Below are 18477 nucleotides of genomic sequence, written 5' to 3'. Positions count from 1 at the left end.
GTGAGTTGAAACCGCACGCCACATAAACTATCGATCGCTCGATCGACTAAGAAATCAAGGGGGTATCTAATAGGAAACCAAAACACAACTATTTTGAGGATAAATAATACCATGTTAATCGAAGAAAAGCAACTAAAAGACATCGCGAATTGGATGAAAGTAGAACATCCAGCCGAGTTACCAGAAGTCCTGCAAGGTATCTTTTTTATGGACGGCAATGTTTTACCAGACGATTGTTTGACGATGTACAGTTCAGACTGGAATGCTGACGAACGGACGTTATTGCTGCGAGTTTTTGACCCTGTTATCTGGACATTTCATTCATCAATGGCGGGACGGATGTTACTTTATTTAGTCAAATTTTCTCGGATCACTTACTTGTTCCGATTCTCGGATGCAACTTTGCAGCACGGGCACATCACGCCGATAGTGTTTGGATGGTCTGTGCCACAGTGGCTTGTAGATTTTTTGATCGATCGAGATCCGAATACTCCGAATGGAGATATCTGGCATCGCACAAACTCGTTTTTCGGCAGACCTGCTGACAGCGGATATACACTCCGCCGGATTGTAGACAAAGATGGGAACTACACATCAGCTTTCCCAGATATGCTGTCTAAGGTTGAGAGTGATTGTTTAATTATTGCAAAAGAGTGAAAATATTTAGGAAAACTACAAAACCCGCTTAATTAGGCGGGTTTTGTCGATCGAAGTGGCGGGAATAGTCGCTTTCATGGCATCATAGAAACTTGTCCCTCACATAATTGAAATAGATGACCGTTCAAAACTCCCCTGTTTCCCCCGTCACCTGGATGGAAGACCGAGTTCTGCTAATTGACCAAAACCGACTGCCAAAAGAATACGGTGTAGTCGAAATTAGCCGCTGCGAAGATATGGCTGAGGCGATTAAAACTATGATAGTCCGAGGTGCTCCGGCGATCGGGGTAGCAGCAGCTTACGGGATGTATTTGGGGGCGCGAGAAATCGAAACCGGCGATCGTACCGAGTTTTTTACTAAACTAGAACAAGTTGGCGAGTTATTGCGATCGACTCGTCCCACGGCGGTTAATTTGTTTTGGGCAATATCGCGAATGCTCAAAACAGCCGAGAGAACTAGCGGTTCTGTCGAACAAGTGCAAAAAACTTTGTTAGAAATGGCCAAAACCATTCAAGCAGAAGACTTGCAAACTTGTAAAGATATCGGCGACAAAGGTTTAGAAGTTCTGCCAGCTACACCGGAAAAATTGAACTTACTAACTCACTGCAATGCCGGTGCATTAGCAACAGCAGGCTACGGTACTGCTTTAGGTGTATTTCGTTCTGCTTGGCGAGAAGGAAGACTCGGAAGAGTTTTTGCAGACGAAACTAGGCCGCGTCTCCAAGGTGCAAAACTCACCACTTGGGAATGCGTGCAAGAAGGAATTCCCGTGACATTGATAGCAGACAATATGGCCGCTCACTGCATGAAACTCGGAATGATTCACGCAGTAGTTGTGGGTGCAGACAGAATCGCTGCTAACGGCGATGCCGCCAATAAAATTGGCACTTACAGTTTAGCAATTGTTGCCAAAGCTCACAACGTCCCGTTTTTTGTCGCCGCTCCTCTGTCAACAATTGATTTTGAACTTTCCGACGGCAGTAAAATCCCAATTGAAGAACGCGATCCAGTTGAAATGTATCAAGTTGGAACTACGCGAATTTGTCCTGTGGGAGTAGAATTTTACAATCCCGCTTTTGACGTAACTCCTGCCGAATTAATCTCAGGAATTATTACAGAACACGGCACGGTTGCTCCTTGGGCGTTGAAACAGTTTCAGGCAAAACAATTAGTTTAGTTATATGTTCCTCACCTGCTTCTTCCACCTGTTGTCTGTGAAATTAAGCATGATTTCTAGCAGCCGCAACTGGCAGATAAAAGTTGCTATCGCAGCTCTAACTCTGCCAGTTTTTTTCAGTACAGTCGCGGAAGCTCAAAAGTCACAAACGCTTAAAGCTAAGGAATCAGAAGCCAAACAATTTGTGGGTTCGATGAATAAAGCTCAGCAAGTTTACTATGCAGAAAAAGCAGGCTTTACAAGTTCTGTTTCCAATCTATTGGTTTATCTAGGTCGGCAAACTCAACCTAATTCAGCCAATTACAGCTACTCGATCGGCATGGTCAACAAAGCTGCAGTATTTAACTACGGAGTATCGAAGCAAGCTAATCTCAAAAGTTTTGTGGGGGGAGTCTTTTTGGTGGGAAACAAGCCCCAAACAATCTTGTGTCTAAATGCTGCTCCTGGCAAGATTAAACCACCTAATCCAACTAATACCAAAGGGGTTTTAAAATGCGCTGCTGGTACAGGAAAAATTGCTCAATAAATCATGTCTAATTTACTATGTAATTTAGTGTATAACTTGGCAGATAATTGGATAGTAAGCGCCGATTTAGCTAAGCAATTGCTGGAACAAGGAGCTACTTTGCTAGATGCTCGCGCACCTATTTTAAAGTGGTTTTGTCATCTCCCACCAGCTATTTCCGTAACTTGGCAGGAATTTTCGCGTTTCGACTTTCCCCACAAAGGCAAAATTATCGAAAATAACACAGTTTTAACTCAAAAACTGCACGCAATTGGCATTTATCAAGACAAACCTGTCATAGTCGTTGCCGATCCGGTTAAAGGGTGGGGCGAAGACGGGCGAATTGTTTGGATGTTGCGGACTTTGGGACACGAAAAAGCCGTTTTTGTCGAGGGAGGATATCGAGCTTTAATGAAAGCTGGAATTAATCGAGTAAAAGCTGCAAACAATCCACCGCAAACAGGAGATTTTGTAATATCTCGCCGCTCGAATTGGGAAATTCAGCGGGATGATTTAAAAGCTATTTTAGGCAATGCTAATTTAGCAGTTATTGACGCCAGAGAGCCGCGAGAATATGCAGGTAAAACGCCTTACGGAGAAAAGCGGGGCGGCCACATTCCCGGTGCGGTTCACCTTTACTACAAACAGTTAATGGACAAACAGGGACAACTGCTGAGTCGCGGGGAAATTGTCGCTATTTTGCAGCAAAAAGGAGTTTCGCAGTCAACTCAAATTGTGAGTTATTGCTCCGGGGGAATTCGTTCTGCATGGTTGACTTGTGTCTTGACAAATGTGGGATTTAATGCTAAGAATTATGCAGGTTCTATGTGGGAATGGTCGGCGTCGCCTGCAGATAGTTATCCCCTTTCAATAAGCCTTTCAGGGGCCGGCTAGAAGCCCAACCCCTACTCCCCACAATAAAATTAACTCTTTGTGAAGCCCGAAAGCCTGTTCTTCTTCAAGAAGTCGGGAATCTAAAACAAGAGCGTTTCAGGTTGAGAATCTCAACCGACTTGTTCGATATACTGAGCGAGATCGTCGCGCAGGCGGCTGAGTTCGGCTTCGGTGGTCACGCGCACGCGATCGTCCCTAACCGTAATCAGCACTTTCGCAGCAAAAGGAGTTGGCCAGATATTCGGGTTGCAGAAAACTTCTAAAAATACATCTCCTGCATACCGATATTCCATCGGTTTTTGGGGAGAAGCTTTAGCGCCAGCGGTTTTGGCTGCTACAGCTTTCAAGCTTTCCATCAAAGCGGCAATTTCGCTTTGCAAATCCCGCGCGGCTTGCGGGGAAAAGCTAAAGGAGACAGAACCTTCGACTAAATTCAGTGTCAGCGGAGAAAGAGACATGGGCAATGAAATTTAACATACGATTGTTAATGATAAAAAATATAGTAACCCAAAAGAAGTACATTCCAGCTCAATTGGAGTGCGAAACTGGTATTAATTAAAAATTGTCTCAAGAAGCTAGGCTAAATTAATGAATATAAATCTAGTCGCAAGCTTGATTCCGCAAGAGTTTTAACCTGTTATGATTTGATAAGCTTTAAACTAGAAACCAGAAAACTTGACGGCAGATCGAGGAGAGTTTATGGTTGCCGATAACCGTTCCGAAGTCCGCAAGGTTTTAATAATTACTTTATTGCTCAATTTGCTGGTGATGGCAATTAAAGCAGCCGTGGGATGGCTGACTGGTTCCCTCAGTTTGCTGGCAGATGCTTTGCACAGCGTCACGGACAGCGCTAATAATATTTTAGGATTGGTAACTAATCATTATGCCAATCCGCAGCCCGATCGCGATCATCCCTACGGACACCAAAAATTTGATGCTCTCGGAGCTCTGGGAATTGCTGCTTTTCTGGGAATTGCCTGTTTTGAAATTCTCAGCGGTGCTGTCGAAAGGCTGATTAACGGGGGTAAAGTTGTCAAAATATCCCCAAATGAACTGTGGATTTTGCTGATTGTACTGGGGATTAATATTTTTGTCACTTTTTACGAGCGCAGAGTTGGCCAACGTCTCGGTAGCGCGATTTTAGTGGCTGACGCCCAGCACACGATGAGCGATGTTTGGGTGACAATTATGGTCATCGGCGGGTTGATTGGTGTTTGGCAAGGGCAGGTTTGGAATATACCTCAATTACAATCCCTGGATGTGTTTTTGTCTTTTCCTGTGGCTGTTTTGGTATTTAGCAGCGGTTGGAAGGTTTTAACAGAAAATCTGCCTTGGTTGGTGGATGAAATGGCGATCGCACCGGAAGTTATTCACGCGATCGCGATCGATGTACCGGGGGTTGTCAACTGTCACTCGATCGCCTCCCGTGGCGTTGTAGGGCGTCAAGTATTTATTGATATGCACATGATTGTGGATGCTGTCGATGTAGAAACAGCTCACCGGATTACAGAAGAAGTAGAAGCCCGTTTGGAAGAACGTTTCAGCCCTGTACGCATCTTAATTCACGTTGAGCCGCCGGCTTACCATTCCGACGAAATTAGCTACGATTCTGAAAAATGAAGGCACAACCAGTGATTTTGACACGGATACACGGATTAATTGAAGAATCGGGAAAGTATTTTTACTTACCGCAATTCCTCCAAATTTTTAAATGCTATCAAGGGAATTAGAGCGATCGCACTTAATTTAGTAGCAGTTTTCCACAGGAAAAGGGGGTTTTTCCACAGAAAAGGGCAAGTTTTCCACAATAGATCGAGCGGCTGTCGTCGATTTCTGTCTTTCTATTTGTATAAATTCCAAGTATTTTGAATTTCTGTAGCCATTTCCCCCCGCAAATGCCAAGGTAGCAAAATCTCCACTTTTGAACCGAGAGCTCGCAGCCATCTCAACGGGTAGTGCGGATGGAATTTTTACTTTATTTTATCTGGTGCTAGCCTATCTACTCTCGATCGTAGCGGAAATTCTCCTACTTTGTTTTAGCGGACGATTCTCTTAATTCAGAGAAAGATGAAGAAATGTTTCGATCGAGTTGCATTTGGGGGTGTGAGTGCGATCGCGCCTGAGTTGGTGAAAAAGCGATCGCCTTCTGCCAAAATCAAAATTCAACCCTCCAAAATCGATCGATGCAGCCATTTCAAAACTGCATCGATGAGATTCGGATGGTTATAAGAAATGCGTTTTACATTGTCGCATGGTCGATCGGTGATGATTGCGATCGTGCCTCCAAAAGCACTCAGTGCAGTTAGAAAAGGTTCGCTGAATTCGCGATCGATTTTAGAATTGTAGAACACCAACGCAACTCGTTTTTCTAGGTTTCTCAAATTCAGTCGCCAATAGGCTTTGAGCAGTGGCATAGTTGTGGGTGTTCCTTCTTGTCGTTCTGGACAACCTTGCTCTACCATTTGGATATAGATATCAGTGGCAGGATTATCTGGAGGGTTAAATTCGCTACCATCAATACAAATCAGTTGTACTGCTTGATTGAGTTCTTCATTATGGGAAACCGCAGACTGAAGAACTGAAGATTGCTCAACCTTGTTGAGGAGTTGAGGAGTAGAAGAGTTAGTAACAGAGATGTTTTCAAGTGCCTCTAAGTCAGTACAGGATGGTTGAACATAACAAGCGTCATAAAATTCCGTATAACTCAAGTGATTAGCACAATGCCACAGCACTGAATAAGCAATTATATATAAATAAGGGTCTGACTTAGCAACTGCATCTTCTACATAATCCTTTAGACCAAAAACTAACCTTTTTAGTTGTGCTTTGTGAGTAATTTGTTTTAATCCTGTGGCAACAGAACATTGAATTTTATGGTCTTTTAAATTGACAATTAAGTTTACTAATTTTTCAACAATCGATTGTTTTAATAATGTTTCAATGTTGAGTAATATTTCAATACACATATAGCACAATATGCTATCTTTATTAGTTTGGATAATTTCAATTATTTTATCTATGACTTCAAAATTAGTTTGTTTAATTTTGGCGATTGCAATTTCTTCGCAAGTAGATAATTTCATAGTAAAAGGATTTTGCGTCAAATTTGTAAGGTTTAGTTTTTCTGGATTGCTAATTAGTGAAACAAATTCAACATATTGTTTCTCTTGTTGCTCCATGAAATAAGCTTCTATATTTTCTGTGTCGTTACTTGTGGTTGAATTTAAATCCTCGGTTGTATTTTCATTCATATAGTTTTCTATAACTAAACTTATAAAATCAATGAAAGTCTTATCTTTGCTACTCTGGTAACCTACGATTTTAAAACGCTCATACATTGTTGTACTTTGAGAAAAAATTTCTATTAAAAGATAGTAATAATCGATTTTTACTTCTACCAAACAAATCATTATTTTAATAAGTGACGGGTTCTCGAAAATTTTTGGATAGCTCAAGCTTACCATTACTAACATTTGAGCATAAGCTAGAGATTCATATCTGTCTTCTTCATTGGCAATTAATAGGATTAATTTATTAATAATTTTCCCAATAAAACCTTGTGTTTCCAAATAGTCAAATAAAGATATAATAATCACTGAATCTTGTGAATTATATAACAAATCAATCATTGCTCTGTTGACTTTTGAAATATCAATATCCAGTCTCTTGATTATACTAATAGCAGCAATAATACATATTTGATTGTCTCGATTTTGACTTATTAAATTAATCAAAGCATCCAATACTTCTTGATTGTTGACTAAAGCGTTATGATTTAGGCTTAGTTCGTCTAAATTTGAAATAGCTAGCGATTGAATCAGATAATCTTGACTCTTTAAAAATGATGTTAACTTACCAATAACCACTTTGTCCAAAATCTTAGAATCAATTAAAATATTAATAAGTGAAATATTTTGTAATTCGTATTCCTCATCTTCGTTCAATAAAGCATTCACTAAAAAATCAACGGCAGCTTGCTTAAAATTATCATTTTTTAAAGCTATTGTGGCTACTTTTATGGCACGTCCCTCATTATCATCTTTTAATAATTTAGGGATTAATACTTTTAAGCATTCATACTGCGGGTTGATTTTAAATAAAACTTCCCAAAGCTTAGATAGTTCGTATATTTCTAAATCAGTATTATTGATGACTTCATTTATAATATCACAGGCTTCTTTGGGAGCGTAATATTTTAACGATTCTATGATGAATTCCTCATAACCAGGAAACATTAATTTGTATTGTTGTATTTGTTGATTTTTATACGAGCAAACCAAATACACCCATTCACTAATAAAATGTATGTCGCCCGATTGACACGAGTTAACTATATTTAATGGTAGAAGCTTAAGCCGATACAGATTTTTCCATTTGTCTTCCTTAAGATTCGTTATTGTGTCGATCAATTCTTTCTTTAGCAGTGCTGAAAGTTGGAAACTTTCTAACCATAATATAGCTACTTCTAGCCATTGGGTTTCAAAGATTCGATAGCGCTCCATGAAAAATTGACAATTATCAATTACTAAAGATGCAAAATATTCCTGGAATGTAGGATGAAAGAATGCGTAAACAGGTTCATCTGTTGCAGCTTCTCGATCTACCAAATTCAGCCAACCGAGCTCCCAGGCTAATTTAAAAAGCCTATCGTCCATTTGTTTTTCAATTAAACTCAGCGGCAACCGAAATCTAGCATCGCTATCCAATCCTGCTATAGACAAACGACCGAGGGCTTGATGTAATTCTTCTCGCAAACCTGGTTGATTAGCCCAATCAATAACCGTTTGGGATGGTTTCCACTCATAGAAATAGCGGACAAAGTGTTGATATAGTTCGGCTTTGGTTTCTGGTAATTCGACTTGCTTATTTGTGCTGAATATTTGACACAGTAGAGATAAGCGAAGCGGATTTTTTACGAGTTGGCGGATGCGTTCTTTTTGCGGTTCTTGCAGCTTTTTCTGTAACTCCTGTCCCCGTTGAATATTTTTTGCTTCAGCAAACCACTGCTGAATAAAATCATCTACTTGCTCTTGTTTAAACTCCTGAGTTTTGTAAGTATCAAAACCTGTGAGGGGATTGTTGAGACGGGCATCCCAAACATTGGTTCGACAGGTCAAAACAACCCGCACATTACCCAACCAATCAGTAAGCTGGTTTCGGATTTCCTCTAGGGACAAACAACTGTTCGCCCCTACAGCCATTTCATCGACACCATCGAGTAATAGCCACACTCCACCTTGACGCAACCGTTTTTGTAGAGATTTTTCATGAAACATCTCTACATCAATATCGGGATAACCCAGAGAAATAGCTTCCGGTAACCATTCCTGAAGGATATAGTCTTTCAGTGTCTTTCCTTGCAAACTTGCCAGCGCAATGCAAATCGGCAAGTCTCGATTATTTTCCTGAATGTGAGTGGCGATTTTATCTAACAGCGTTGTCTTTCCTGCTCCTGGTTCGCCGACAATAGCAATATGCTGATTTTTTCCAGTAGGGTTTTGTCCAATAACGTCAGTCATGAATTCATCATGCTCGTAAATTCGGGTAACAACTTCCGGTTCTAATTGATGTAACAGTTCCATAGGCACATTGCCACTGCGACGCTGCTGATGTTTCCGTTCGATTAATCCTAGCGGTACAAAAACATTGATTTCAACTCCCTGTTCAGTTGCCTTACGCCTAATTCGCTGTTCTTTTTGCTGTTCCTTTAACATTGATTGGCAAACTCGCTGCCAATCAATGTCAATGTTTGGCTGTGGATCTCGCTTGGAATTCTGCAAGTTGGAGTCATGTTCGGCAATAAAGTTTATGGGTTCAAATTCTAATGCTTTAAGAATTGAGATGACAGTACCGCGATCCGGTGGCGTACCTTCAAGAAAGCGTTTAACCGTACTAAGATGCACATACGCCTGCCTTGCAAGGTCTTCTTGAGACCAACCTCGTTTATCTGGATTTAGTGGCTTCTCCAATTCAGCCATCCGTTGACGAACTTTCTCCAAACCTGCGCCATCAATCCGAACACTGCGAGATGCCATAGTTTGACTCATTCCTAACAACCAGAGTGGATGAAATTGAGAATTTTGCATCAGTTGCATAGCCCGCCAGGGGTTTAAACCCCTGGCTCATAGCGAAAGTCCTCTAAAAGAGGACTAAATGCTGACCCAAAAAAGCGCTCTTCAGTCCACTTAAGTGGACAGTAGCTCTTAGCCGTGGACTTGAGTCCACGGCGGGACAACAGCACAGGCGCAAAATCTCAATCCAAACTATCCCTAGCATAGTCAGCATCAAGTTTCTTGACCAGTTCAGATCAGTTCACTTTTTTCTGAACCGTTTTGCTCTGGAGAAATTCAGTTGACTCCAATAGGCTTGAATCATTAACACTCAAAGGTTCAGCTTATGACAGCCTTCCAACTCAGCCTTTTCCCAGACGAGCCACCTACTCCCATCGACTCCCTTAACAAAAAGAGAAGGGTAAAACTCCCATCCCAACCAACTGTAATTGAGCAATCCTGCACAACCCATAGAGCCGCACAACTGTTGGAGGTATCCACCACAACTCTTTACCGCGCTCGGAAAGAAGGCAAACCTTACCAGAAGGGCGCTTGGACTGCTACCGCTCTTGGTGCAAACGCTTGGACAGTCGTCTACAACCCCTTTAATTCCCACTCACCCTAATCTGAAATAAAACTGATGCTATACGCCTTTGACTATGACAATTCTTTGTCTTCATTTCCCCAATTCCAAAGCGGAGAAATTATCAACGAGTTAGAAACGATCGCTATCGATATTCTAGAGATGATTTTAGGCGATCGCTTCCGTTACTGTCCCCAAGTTCCCCTAGAAATCATCTGTTCCCGTCCAGAAACTTTCACCCGTCTTCCCATTGAACTTTGGAAATTTTGGGTGAGTTCCAGAGTCGATATCGCCTTGATGGAACGCGGTTATTGTGCTAGTCGCAAAGCCAAACTGGTGATAGAATGTCAATCTCATTGGCACGATCGCCCAGAGGTGCAGGTGCGCGATCGCAAAAAAGCCCGACTCCTTGCATCTGTTGGCGTTCCCTTAGTATACCTGCGACAAATCGATGTCGATCGACGCTTCTATCGTTTCTACACTCCCAATGGACAAAAAGAAGTCTTCTACAACTCAATTACCCAACCAGGACGGACAGAACTGGAAGCATTTTTGCAACACTATTCAACACAGTTGACAGTTGACAGTTGACTCTTAGACTATAATTTTTATGTGTAAGTCCTGTAATTAACACAGGACTTACAGACGGCATCTCTCCAAATCGAAAATCAATAATCGACAATGGTATTACTCCCACTCGATCGTTCCCGGCGGCTTAGAAGTAATATCGCATTTTTTGCTCTGATCTACTGAATACCTTGTACCACATATAGATGGAATATGCTGGATGATTATAAATACCGATCGCAACTATAACAACGATACAACATTGGTGGGAATTTAGCAAACAAGCTTCCCTTTCTAAGTTGTTAAAAAATGTCCGCAAGGCACATTTTTTAAATATAAGTTACTGGCACAATTATTTATCTTTATCCCTGGGCGCCTTAATACCTTTATAACCGGGTTTTTTAGCTTGGTTAAAGGCTAATTATGCAGTTTGTTTGTCCATCAAACCCGGTTTCTGGAAATCCGTGCGTCCAGGAGTATATCTTCCTTTATAAAGGTGACTTGATTCCGATGTGTGGTATATTTTCTGGGCGAGGGGATTTTTTAGGACAATGTTCGATATGAAACGTTTAAAATTAAAATCAATGCTGGCGGCGGCGATCGCGATCGCCTTTTGTTTAATTGCGATCGCCAGTTACGCCCAAGCCAACAAGACTTTAACACTGGCGACTTCCCCAGACTACCCGCCCTATGAATTTAAAGATACGGCTGTTAGCGGCAACGAAATCATCGGTTTTGACATCGATATTGCCAAATATATTACTAAAAAATTAGGCTACGAACTGAAAGTAATTGGCATGGATTTTAACGGCTTAATTCCCGCTTTGCAGGCGGGAAGAGCCGATTTTGTGATGGCTGGAATGACTCCCACAGCAGAAAGGAAAAAAAATGTTGCTTTTTCTGACCTTTACTACGAAGCTCAAAATACAATTGTCGCCAATAAAGGCAGCAATTTGACCAAAGCTGAAGATTTAGCGGGGAAAAAAGTAGGCGTTCAACTCGGAAGCATTCAGCAGGAAGCTGTGAAAAAAATGGCCGGGGTGCAACTGGCTCCTCTGAATAGGATTCCTGACATCATTCAAGAAATTAAATCGAACCGCCTCGCGGCGGGAGTGATCGAGGATACTGTCGCTACGGGTTATGCAGCAGCGAACCCGGACTTGGAATTTAACACAATCCCAAATACTGAAGAAAGCGGTTCGGCGATCGCCTTTCCGAAAGGTTCGAGATTAGTTCCAGAATTCAACCGAGTCCTCCAGCAAATGAAAGCCAGCGGTCAAATTAAGGAACTAGCTACTAAGTGGTTTTCTCGACCAATTCCGCAAGAACCTGCTCAAGCAAATCAGCCTGCGGTAGCGTCCAAGTTCGGGTTAGATTTTGGAAAAATCGAGCCGAGTTTGCCTTATATTTTGTCCGGGATTTGGGTAACGCTAACTTTTACCTTGCTGTCGGCATTTCTCGGATTTATCTGGGGAATCGTGCTGTCTCTGTTTAAGATTTCTAGCATTAAACCGCTGGCTTGGTTCGGTACTGCTTATACTTCTATTTTTCGAGGAACACCACTAATTTTGCAGTTGACTTTAGTTTATTTTGCAACCCCGCAGCTTACGGGCTATAATATATCTGCGCTGCAAGCTGGCGTAATTACTTTTGTCCTGAATTCTGGGGCTTATATTTCCGAAACAATCCGCGCGGGAATTCAAGCCGTAGATAAAGGTCAAAAAGAAGCCGCAGAATCCCTGGGCGTTCCCTACAAACTGATGATGGGCGATATTATCTTGCCGCAAGCGTTGAAAAATATTTTGCCTGCATTGGTGAATGAAAGTATTGCTTTGCTGAAGGATTCAGCTTTAGTTTCAGTAATTGGCGTAGAAGACTTGCTGCGCCGCGCTACAATTGTGGGAGCAGAAAAGTATATTTACTTTGAACCTTTGATATTTGTCGGCGCAATTTATTATTTGATGGTGCTTAGTTTAACTTGGGGGGCCAATGTACTCGAACGTAGACTCCAAAGTAGCAGTTAAGGTCGATCGCCTGTATAAATCTTTTGGCAATCTGAAGGTTTTGCGCGAGATAACTACTGAGATTCATAAAGGAGAAGTGATTGCCATTATCGGCCCTTCAGGGTGCGGCAAGTCTACTTTTTTGCGGTGTTTGAATTTACTGGAAATTCCGACTTCGGGACACATATACATTGACGGAGTGGATATTACTTTGCCGAAGGCAGATATTCTGAAAATCCGCCAGAAAGTGGGGATGGTTTTTCAGCATTTCCACTTGTTCCCGCACATGACTGTGCTGCAAAATGTGATGTATGCGCCTGTAAAGGTGAAGCAGGTTGAATCGGATGAGGCGCGTCTGAAGGGGTTAGAATTGCTGGAAAAAGTGGGTTTGTCAGATAAGGCAGAGGTTTATCCTTCTAAGCTTTCGGGGGGGCAAAAACAGCGGGTGGCGATCGCCCGCTGTTTGGCTATGGAACCGGATATTTTGTTGATGGACGAACCGACTTCTGCACTCGATCCAGAAATGGTTAAAGAAGTGTTAGATGTGATGAAAGCTTTGACGAAAACGGGAATTACAATGGCAATTGTAACTCACGAAATGGGTTTTGCGCGGGAAGTCGCCCACCGGATATTGTTTCTGGATGGCGGAAAGGTGGCGGAAGATGTGCCGCCGCAGGAGTTTTTTAGTAACCCAAAGTGCGATCGCGCCAAGCAATTTCTGGAAAAAATGCTTTAATTCATATAAGAATTAGAGTTTTTAACCGCAGAGGACACAGAGGGCACAGAGAGAGTTAGAGGAGAAAGAGAAAGTTGCGGTAGGGTGCGTCAGTTTGAGATGCTCGATCGCCACGGAAAGTATAATAATATTGATCCACTGATTAAATTGGTAATTCTGTTAGAAAAAGGAGAGAATTCTTTGAATCACTTGGGTATTAAAATCTTTCGGAAAGCGGTGTCTTTCCTGAGCGTGATCGAGAAAGAAAGTCTTGGGATAATAAGCAAGACCGGCTTCCATCTCGCTAATCTTTTCTAATAAGGGTTCGATCCGATCGATTTTGTCGGGATGGCGATGTTGGATGAGAGTCGCAGCATTCCTAAAATGCCGCCCCTCATCCTGCGTCACCAAATGTCCTACGCGAGCAAAGCCGTTCCCATAGTGTTGGTAGAATTCCTTAATATCCCGGTGATAAGACCACACGGAACCCATTTCGTCAAACATTAAACCAACTAGAATGGTGAATTCGTTCTCAATCAGAAACGAGATCGGTTCGAGTTCATGCACCCGACTCTGGTTTTTTTGGTCGATCGCCTCTGGGGACAAACCTGATACCATGTGATAGACCTTACGTAGAGCAACGTAGTGCCGTAATTCGTCTTGCAGCCAAAGTTCGATCGCACTCATGAATTCTAACGAGAACTCCGAACTGCGAGATAGCAGATGCTCGTACAGTGGCTGACTGTCTCCCTCAGAGAACACATCTCGGCTCAGGAGATCCATAAATCCAGCCTGAATTGTAGGCGCGACTTCGGGAATTTTCAACTCATCGGCAATAAATTCATCTACACTCCACTCACTGCTAAGAATCGGAATTCCCCGGACATCATGAGTTTGTAATTTCATAGTTTTTCTGATTAGAAGTTAAGTATTCACCAGACGATCGCTCACGATATGCGGAACGATTAAGCAATGTCGTCCGGTGATCGGATTGGTATCTCCGCGCAATACGATGCCGGATGGAGTATCGCCGACAATCCAGGAACCTACGACGAAGTGGTAGCCAAAATATTCGGGCAAGGGTTGATAGGACTGAATAATGAATCCTTCGCGATCGTAGCCCATCGCCTCGCGGGCGTGAACGGCTCCGGCAACGAAATCACCTGTCTCAATAGAAACGCCAACACCTTCTAAACCGACGAGGGGCTTTTTGACGTGCATTTGGGTCAGTAATGCTGTGGATTCGATCGAGATAGTATCTGTGAAGAAAGTAGGTAGCAAGAATTGAGCGTACACTGGGTGGTTGCAAAATAATTCCCACATCCACACCATCGATCCTTTATTGCTTAAAATCTGTTTCCACAGCGGTTCAATGATTTTCACGTCCCCTGCTATCAGGCGGGATGCTAGGGCTTCATCTGCGTTAAAGGATTGGCTGGCGAGTTGCAAATCTAGCCAATCGACGATTTTCCAAAGTCGCAAGATCCGATTATTGAATTGATCGACAAAAAATCCTTCTTCATCCACGCCCAGATGGTTACGCAATCCTACAAGTTGGGTAAAAAAGCGATCGTTTCCCAATTCTTGATTAATAATTTCCACCAGTTGTCCTGCCATCTCGGTATCTTCTGACAGATGCTCGTCAATTAACAAGCTCAGACCGAACTGCTTTAAATCGTAATGACGACTTAGAGTGCGGAATCGACCCGCAACTTCGTCCCAAAAGTTGTTGAACTGATTGGCATCGTTGGGAAGCGATCGCAAATCTCCGCTTGGTTTTTTCATGTCATCTAACCACAGCCATTGATAGACCGTTTCTGCACCTAAGAGAGGAGTTTCGCCGTTGATTTCTAGAAGGCTAATTTTTCCATCTTCAGTGACGGCAAGATCGAAACGGGTATAAAGAGACATATCTTCTGCTTCGTCAACCCGATCCCACGAAACCTGAATTGCTTCCCAGAAACCAGGGGGAATAGCAAGTTTTTTCATCCGATTTTCTAGGCCATCAGCGGTAAAAAACCAGTCCAAAAACTCCCGGCACATATCCCAAAGAGCCTCAGTAGCATCCCAGATCCTCGCCTCTTCCTGGCGCGAAAACATCACCCCAAAGGGACGGTCTAAGGCTTCTGCCCAGTAGCGTTGGTTGATGTCTGCAAGAGGCTGACATTGGTAGGCGTTCTCTAATACGTGCTGCTGCCAGTTGCGTCGTCGCTGAAACAAAAATGGATACATGGATGAAGCACCTTGCTAGTGACACTGGAGAATATGGAAAAATAGAGAAAAATCGGTCTTGGTTACTTGCCTCCGCTTCCCAAAGGAGCCGTGGAACGGACTGCGCTACCAAACCTCCCTCGTCCCTTGATGGTTCCCTGAGCTGCGTGGCCTGCGGGGCGATTTGGGGTGTCGCCACTGGAGGAAAAGTAGGGAGAATCTAGCGGTATGCCCTGTAGGGGACGAGTAATCTGGGTTCTATCTGGAGTTACAATTCCGATGTTGGAGCGGTAAACGGGTTGCACTGGATAAACCGTGTAGGAGCCGCCGTTGACGCCGTTGACCACTGTTGGAGGGGCATCATCATCGACATCATCGGTGAAATAGAAGCCGCCGAACTCTGGTCGCCATCCGGGGGTAGCAGCGCTGGAATTCGATACCTGCGAGCAAATGCTTGCTGTGTCTTCTTGGCATTCTGGCTGCGTGCGATACACGGGCGTAATGCGTTCGTATTCCTGCATTGCGTACCGGAACTGAGCCTGACACTGCTCTTTGGTGAACCCGTTGCTTTGGTTCATCGCATCTACAATACATTGCTGTTCGGATTCGTAGTAGCGTACTTCGTTGCGTTCGTGCAACATGGTATAAGCAAGATAGCCTAATCCACCGATCGCTAGTACACCTGATGTAATTAGAAGGTAACGAATTGTTGTCGTTCGATTGTTGTTATGAGTCATGGCTAACCGGAGGTTAGAGTCATTATTTCAAAGAACCTGTAATGTGATGAATTTGCTGCCACTGAGATGATTGGATTTACACGGTCAGCCAAAGTTCAAGTAATTTATCTAAATCTGTGAGTTGGCACTCACGACTTTGACTTTGATTATAGCTTTTACTACATTGCGCGATTCAGGGATTTCTCGAACGCAGCAAATTATATTGCTCCTATATTTGATTTCAAATTCGCCTTTTTTGACTGCGCTGATTTCGCTGCCGATCGAGCTTTGCCAAAACAGCACCCGAAACATCCGCCAGAATGCTAATTATCCGATACAAAGCAACCGCACTCAGAATTATACCCGTAGAAAAGCGATCGGACAGCAGGGCGATCGCCGTTGCTTCAAATACTCCCATTCCCCCGGTGCACCCGGTACGACTAAACCGACAACAGGTGGATATTACTTTGCCGAAGGCAGATATTATGAAAATCCGCCAGAAAGTGGGGAGGGTTTTTTAGCATTTCCACTTCCGCACATGACTGTGCTGCAAAATGTGATGTATGCGCCTGTAAAGGTGAAGCAGGTTGAATCGGATGAGGCGCGTCTGAAGGGGTGAGAATTGCTGGAAAAAGTGGGTTTGTCAGATAAGGCCCAGGTTTATCCTTCTAAGCTTTCGGGGGGACAAAAACAGCGGGTGGCGATCGCCCGCTGTTTGGCTATGGAACCGGAAATTTTGCTGATGGACGAACCGACTTCTGCACTCGATCCAGAAATGGTTAAAGAAGTGTTAGATGTGATGAAAGCTTTGACGAAAACGGGAATTACAATGGCAATTGTAACTCACGAAATGGGTTTTGCGCGGGAAGTCGCTCACCGGATTTTGTTTCTCGATGGCGGAAAGGTGGCGGAAGATGTGCCGCCGCAGGAGTTTTTTAGTAACCCTCAGTGCGATCGCGCCAAGCAATTTCTGGAAAAAATGCTTTAATTCATATAATAATTAGAGTTTTTAACCGCAGAGGACACAGATTTAGAGGAGAAAGAGACAGTTGCGGTAGGGTGCGTCAGGTTGGAGATGCTCGATCGGCACAAAAAGTCGAGTGCCGGGACACAGTTTGTTGCCGACCTGCATCAGTGGTGAGCCTGTTTAAATGAAACTGAAATCGCTGGCGCTTATTCTGCTAGCAGAAACTCCGCTTAAAGCAGCTATAATTTCTCCTGTTTCCACAAGCTGAATTAAAGTGGCACCGCTGTTTTCATTAACACTTAATTGCTCGAATGTCAAGCCATTAGCGAGCATCAGCAAATCTTTTCCAGTTTCAAAATCGGCAATAATATCGATACCCGAATTGGCAGATAGTAAAAAGCGATCGCTCCCAGCACCTCCAATTAAACAATCATCCCCCAAACCGCCAATCAAAGTATCATTACCTTTGCCACCAATCAAAGTATCATTTCCCTCGCACCCGTCTAGCAAATCATTGCCCGCACCTCCACTCAGACAATCATTGCCAGCACCTCCGCAGAGGGTATCATTACCATAATCGCCGTAGAGAGAATCCTCCCCTTGGCCGCCGAAGATTATATCATTTCCCTTGCCTCCAAATGCGATATCGCTGCCTTTGCCACCGTCGATAAAATCATCACCTTCACAGCCCAAAATTAAGTCGTTGTCTTCTTTACCATTTATTGAATCATTGCCCCGATTTCCGAAGATGATATCTTCGCCTTCACCGCCAAGGATGATGTCATTATTCTTGCCACCAAAAAGGATATCATCTCCGTGGTGGCCTTCAATAAAATCATTGCCTCGGTTGCCGTAAAGAATGTCGTTTCCTTCACCGCCATAGAGGTTATCATCGCCTAAATCCGCATCAAAAATATTCGGATTTGGACTGCCGTAAAAAGCATCATTTTCTGACGTGCCAAACTGAATTTCATCGCTACCATTGCCGTTGATAATGTTGTCAGCTTGGTTTGGGCGATCGACTGTTGGATACTCAATAGTATTGCAAATGCAATCAGTATCACTTCCTGGTGTAACAACGGGTACTGATGGTGTTGGGGTCTGAGTTTCCGCAGGCGTTGGTGTTGGCGTGGAAGCCGGAGTTGGAGTCGGAGTTTCCGCAGGAGTTGGCGTCGGAGTTGGCGTTGGAGTTTCCGCAGGAGTCGGAGTTGGCGCAGGCGTCGGAGTTTCAGCAGGAGTCGGCGTCGGAGTTGGCGTTGGTGGAGTTGGTGTCGGAGTTTCCGCAGGAGTCGGCGTCGGAGTTGGCGTTGGTGGAGTTGGTGTCGGAGTTTCCGCAGGAGTCGGCGTCGGAGTCGGCGTTGGTGGAGTTGGTGTCGGAGTTTCCGCAGGAGTCGGCGTCGGAGTCGGCGTTGGTGGAGTTGGTGTCGGAGT

General features: G+C 43.6%; 18 protein-coding genes. 11 read left to right on the top strand and 7 right to left on the bottom strand.

What is annotated here, in order from left to right:
* The first annotated feature begins 111 nt into the window (after positions 1-111).
* The 4 genes from QUA62_RS25855 (at position 112) to QUA62_RS25840 (ending at position 3234) form a co-directional block, all read left to right on the top strand.
* Positions 112-657 carry a hypothetical protein gene (locus tag QUA62_RS25855; protein WP_333407611.1) on the top strand — a complete coding sequence of 182 codons (546 nt, stop codon included), beginning with the start codon at positions 112-114 and terminating at the stop codon, positions 655-657.
* Between the two features lie 116 nt (positions 658-773).
* Positions 774-1835, top strand: a complete 1062-nt coding sequence (mtnA, locus tag QUA62_RS25850; RefSeq protein ID WP_333407610.1) for an S-methyl-5-thioribose-1-phosphate isomerase — start codon at positions 774-776, stop codon at positions 1833-1835.
* 49 nt (positions 1836-1884) lie between these two features.
* Positions 1885-2361 carry a type IV pilin-like G/H family protein gene (locus QUA62_RS25845; RefSeq protein ID WP_333407609.1) on the top strand — a complete coding sequence of 159 codons (477 nt, stop codon included), beginning with the start codon at positions 1885-1887 and terminating at the stop codon, positions 2359-2361.
* A 3-nt stretch (positions 2362-2364) separates the two neighbouring features.
* Positions 2365-3234, top strand: coding sequence for a rhodanese-like domain-containing protein (locus tag QUA62_RS25840; protein WP_333407608.1), 870 nt, complete (start codon positions 2365-2367; stop codon positions 3232-3234).
* A 110-nt stretch (positions 3235-3344) separates the two neighbouring features.
* Here QUA62_RS25840 and QUA62_RS25835 read toward each other — a convergent pair whose 3' ends face one another.
* Positions 3345-3692 (bottom strand): hypothetical protein, encoded by a 348-nt coding sequence (locus QUA62_RS25835; RefSeq protein WP_015174783.1) that lies wholly within the window; start codon positions 3690-3692, stop codon positions 3345-3347.
* Positions 3693-3933: 241 nt separating this feature from the next.
* On the opposite strand from QUA62_RS25835, the gene QUA62_RS25830 reads away from it, so the two are divergent.
* Positions 3934-4854, top strand: a complete 921-nt coding sequence (locus tag QUA62_RS25830) for a cation diffusion facilitator family transporter (RefSeq protein WP_333407607.1) — start codon at positions 3934-3936, stop codon at positions 4852-4854.
* A 432-nt stretch (positions 4855-5286) separates the two neighbouring features.
* Here the strand turns inward: QUA62_RS25830 and QUA62_RS25825 are convergent, their stop codons facing one another.
* Together QUA62_RS25825 and QUA62_RS25820 are read right to left on the bottom strand one after the other, a co-directional pair.
* Positions 5287-5427, bottom strand: a complete 141-nt coding sequence (locus QUA62_RS25825) for a hypothetical protein (RefSeq protein WP_333407606.1) — start codon at positions 5425-5427, stop codon at positions 5287-5289.
* The gene (locus tag QUA62_RS25820; RefSeq protein WP_333407604.1) at positions 5397-9320 is read right to left on the bottom strand and encodes an NACHT C-terminal alpha/beta 1 domain-containing protein; all 3924 of its coding nucleotides are present in this window, start codon (positions 9318-9320) and stop codon (positions 5397-5399) included. Before QUA62_RS25820 ends, QUA62_RS25825 begins: the two co-directional genes overlap by 31 nt.
* Before the next feature lie 310 nt (positions 9321-9630).
* On the opposite strand from QUA62_RS25820, the gene QUA62_RS25815 reads away from it, so the two are divergent.
* From QUA62_RS25815 to QUA62_RS25800, 4 genes are all read left to right on the top strand, one after another.
* Positions 9631-9909, top strand: coding sequence for a hypothetical protein (locus tag QUA62_RS25815; protein WP_333310209.1), 279 nt, complete (start codon positions 9631-9633; stop codon positions 9907-9909).
* A 15-nt stretch (positions 9910-9924) separates the two neighbouring features.
* Complete coding sequence (locus QUA62_RS25810; RefSeq protein WP_333407603.1) at positions 9925-10458, top strand: DUF2726 domain-containing protein; 534 nt, start codon at positions 9925-9927, stop codon at positions 10456-10458.
* A 536-nt stretch (positions 10459-10994) separates the two neighbouring features.
* Entirely contained in the window at positions 10995-12458 is a 1464-nt protein-coding gene (locus tag QUA62_RS25805; RefSeq protein WP_333407602.1) for an ABC transporter substrate-binding protein/permease, read from the top strand.
* The gene (locus QUA62_RS25800; protein WP_333407601.1) at positions 12424-13173 is read left to right on the top strand and encodes an amino acid ABC transporter ATP-binding protein; all 750 of its coding nucleotides are present in this window, start codon (positions 12424-12426) and stop codon (positions 13171-13173) included. The genes QUA62_RS25805 and QUA62_RS25800 overlap by 35 nt, the downstream gene beginning before the upstream one ends.
* Before the next feature lie 159 nt (positions 13174-13332).
* Here the strand turns inward: QUA62_RS25800 and QUA62_RS25795 are convergent, their stop codons facing one another.
* From QUA62_RS25795 to QUA62_RS25785, 3 genes are all read right to left on the bottom strand, one after another.
* Complete coding sequence (locus tag QUA62_RS25795) at positions 13333-14058, bottom strand: hypothetical protein (RefSeq protein ID WP_333407600.1); 726 nt, start codon at positions 14056-14058, stop codon at positions 13333-13335.
* Positions 14059-14076: 18 nt separating this feature from the next.
* Positions 14077-15384: a glutathionylspermidine synthase family protein gene (locus QUA62_RS25790; protein ID WP_333407599.1), complete on the bottom strand. Its 1308-nt coding sequence runs from the start codon at positions 15382-15384 to the stop codon at positions 14077-14079.
* A 62-nt stretch (positions 15385-15446) separates the two neighbouring features.
* Entirely contained in the window at positions 15447-16100 is a 654-nt protein-coding gene (locus QUA62_RS25785; protein WP_333407598.1) for a DUF1190 domain-containing protein, read from the bottom strand.
* A gap of 235 nt (positions 16101-16335) precedes the next feature.
* Here QUA62_RS25785 and QUA62_RS25780 point away from each other — a divergent pair, with 235 nt between their 5' ends.
* Complete coding sequence (locus QUA62_RS25780; RefSeq protein ID WP_333407597.1) at positions 16336-16698, top strand: hypothetical protein; 363 nt, start codon at positions 16336-16338, stop codon at positions 16696-16698.
* A gap of 21 nt (positions 16699-16719) precedes the next feature.
* Complete coding sequence (locus tag QUA62_RS25775; protein WP_333407596.1) at positions 16720-17067, top strand: ATP-binding cassette domain-containing protein; 348 nt, start codon at positions 16720-16722, stop codon at positions 17065-17067.
* 159 nt (positions 17068-17226) lie between these two features.
* Here QUA62_RS25775 and QUA62_RS25770 read toward each other — a convergent pair.
* Positions 17227-18477 (bottom strand): calcium-binding protein (locus QUA62_RS25770; protein ID WP_333407595.1); only part of this gene is annotated, 1251 nt, incomplete at its 5' end.

The organism is Microcoleus sp. MON1_C1, from assembly GCF_036701945.1.
Taxonomy (GTDB): Bacteria; Cyanobacteriota; Cyanobacteriia; order Cyanobacteriales; family Microcoleaceae; genus Microcoleus.
This window is presented reverse-complemented; position numbering and strand designations above follow the sequence as displayed.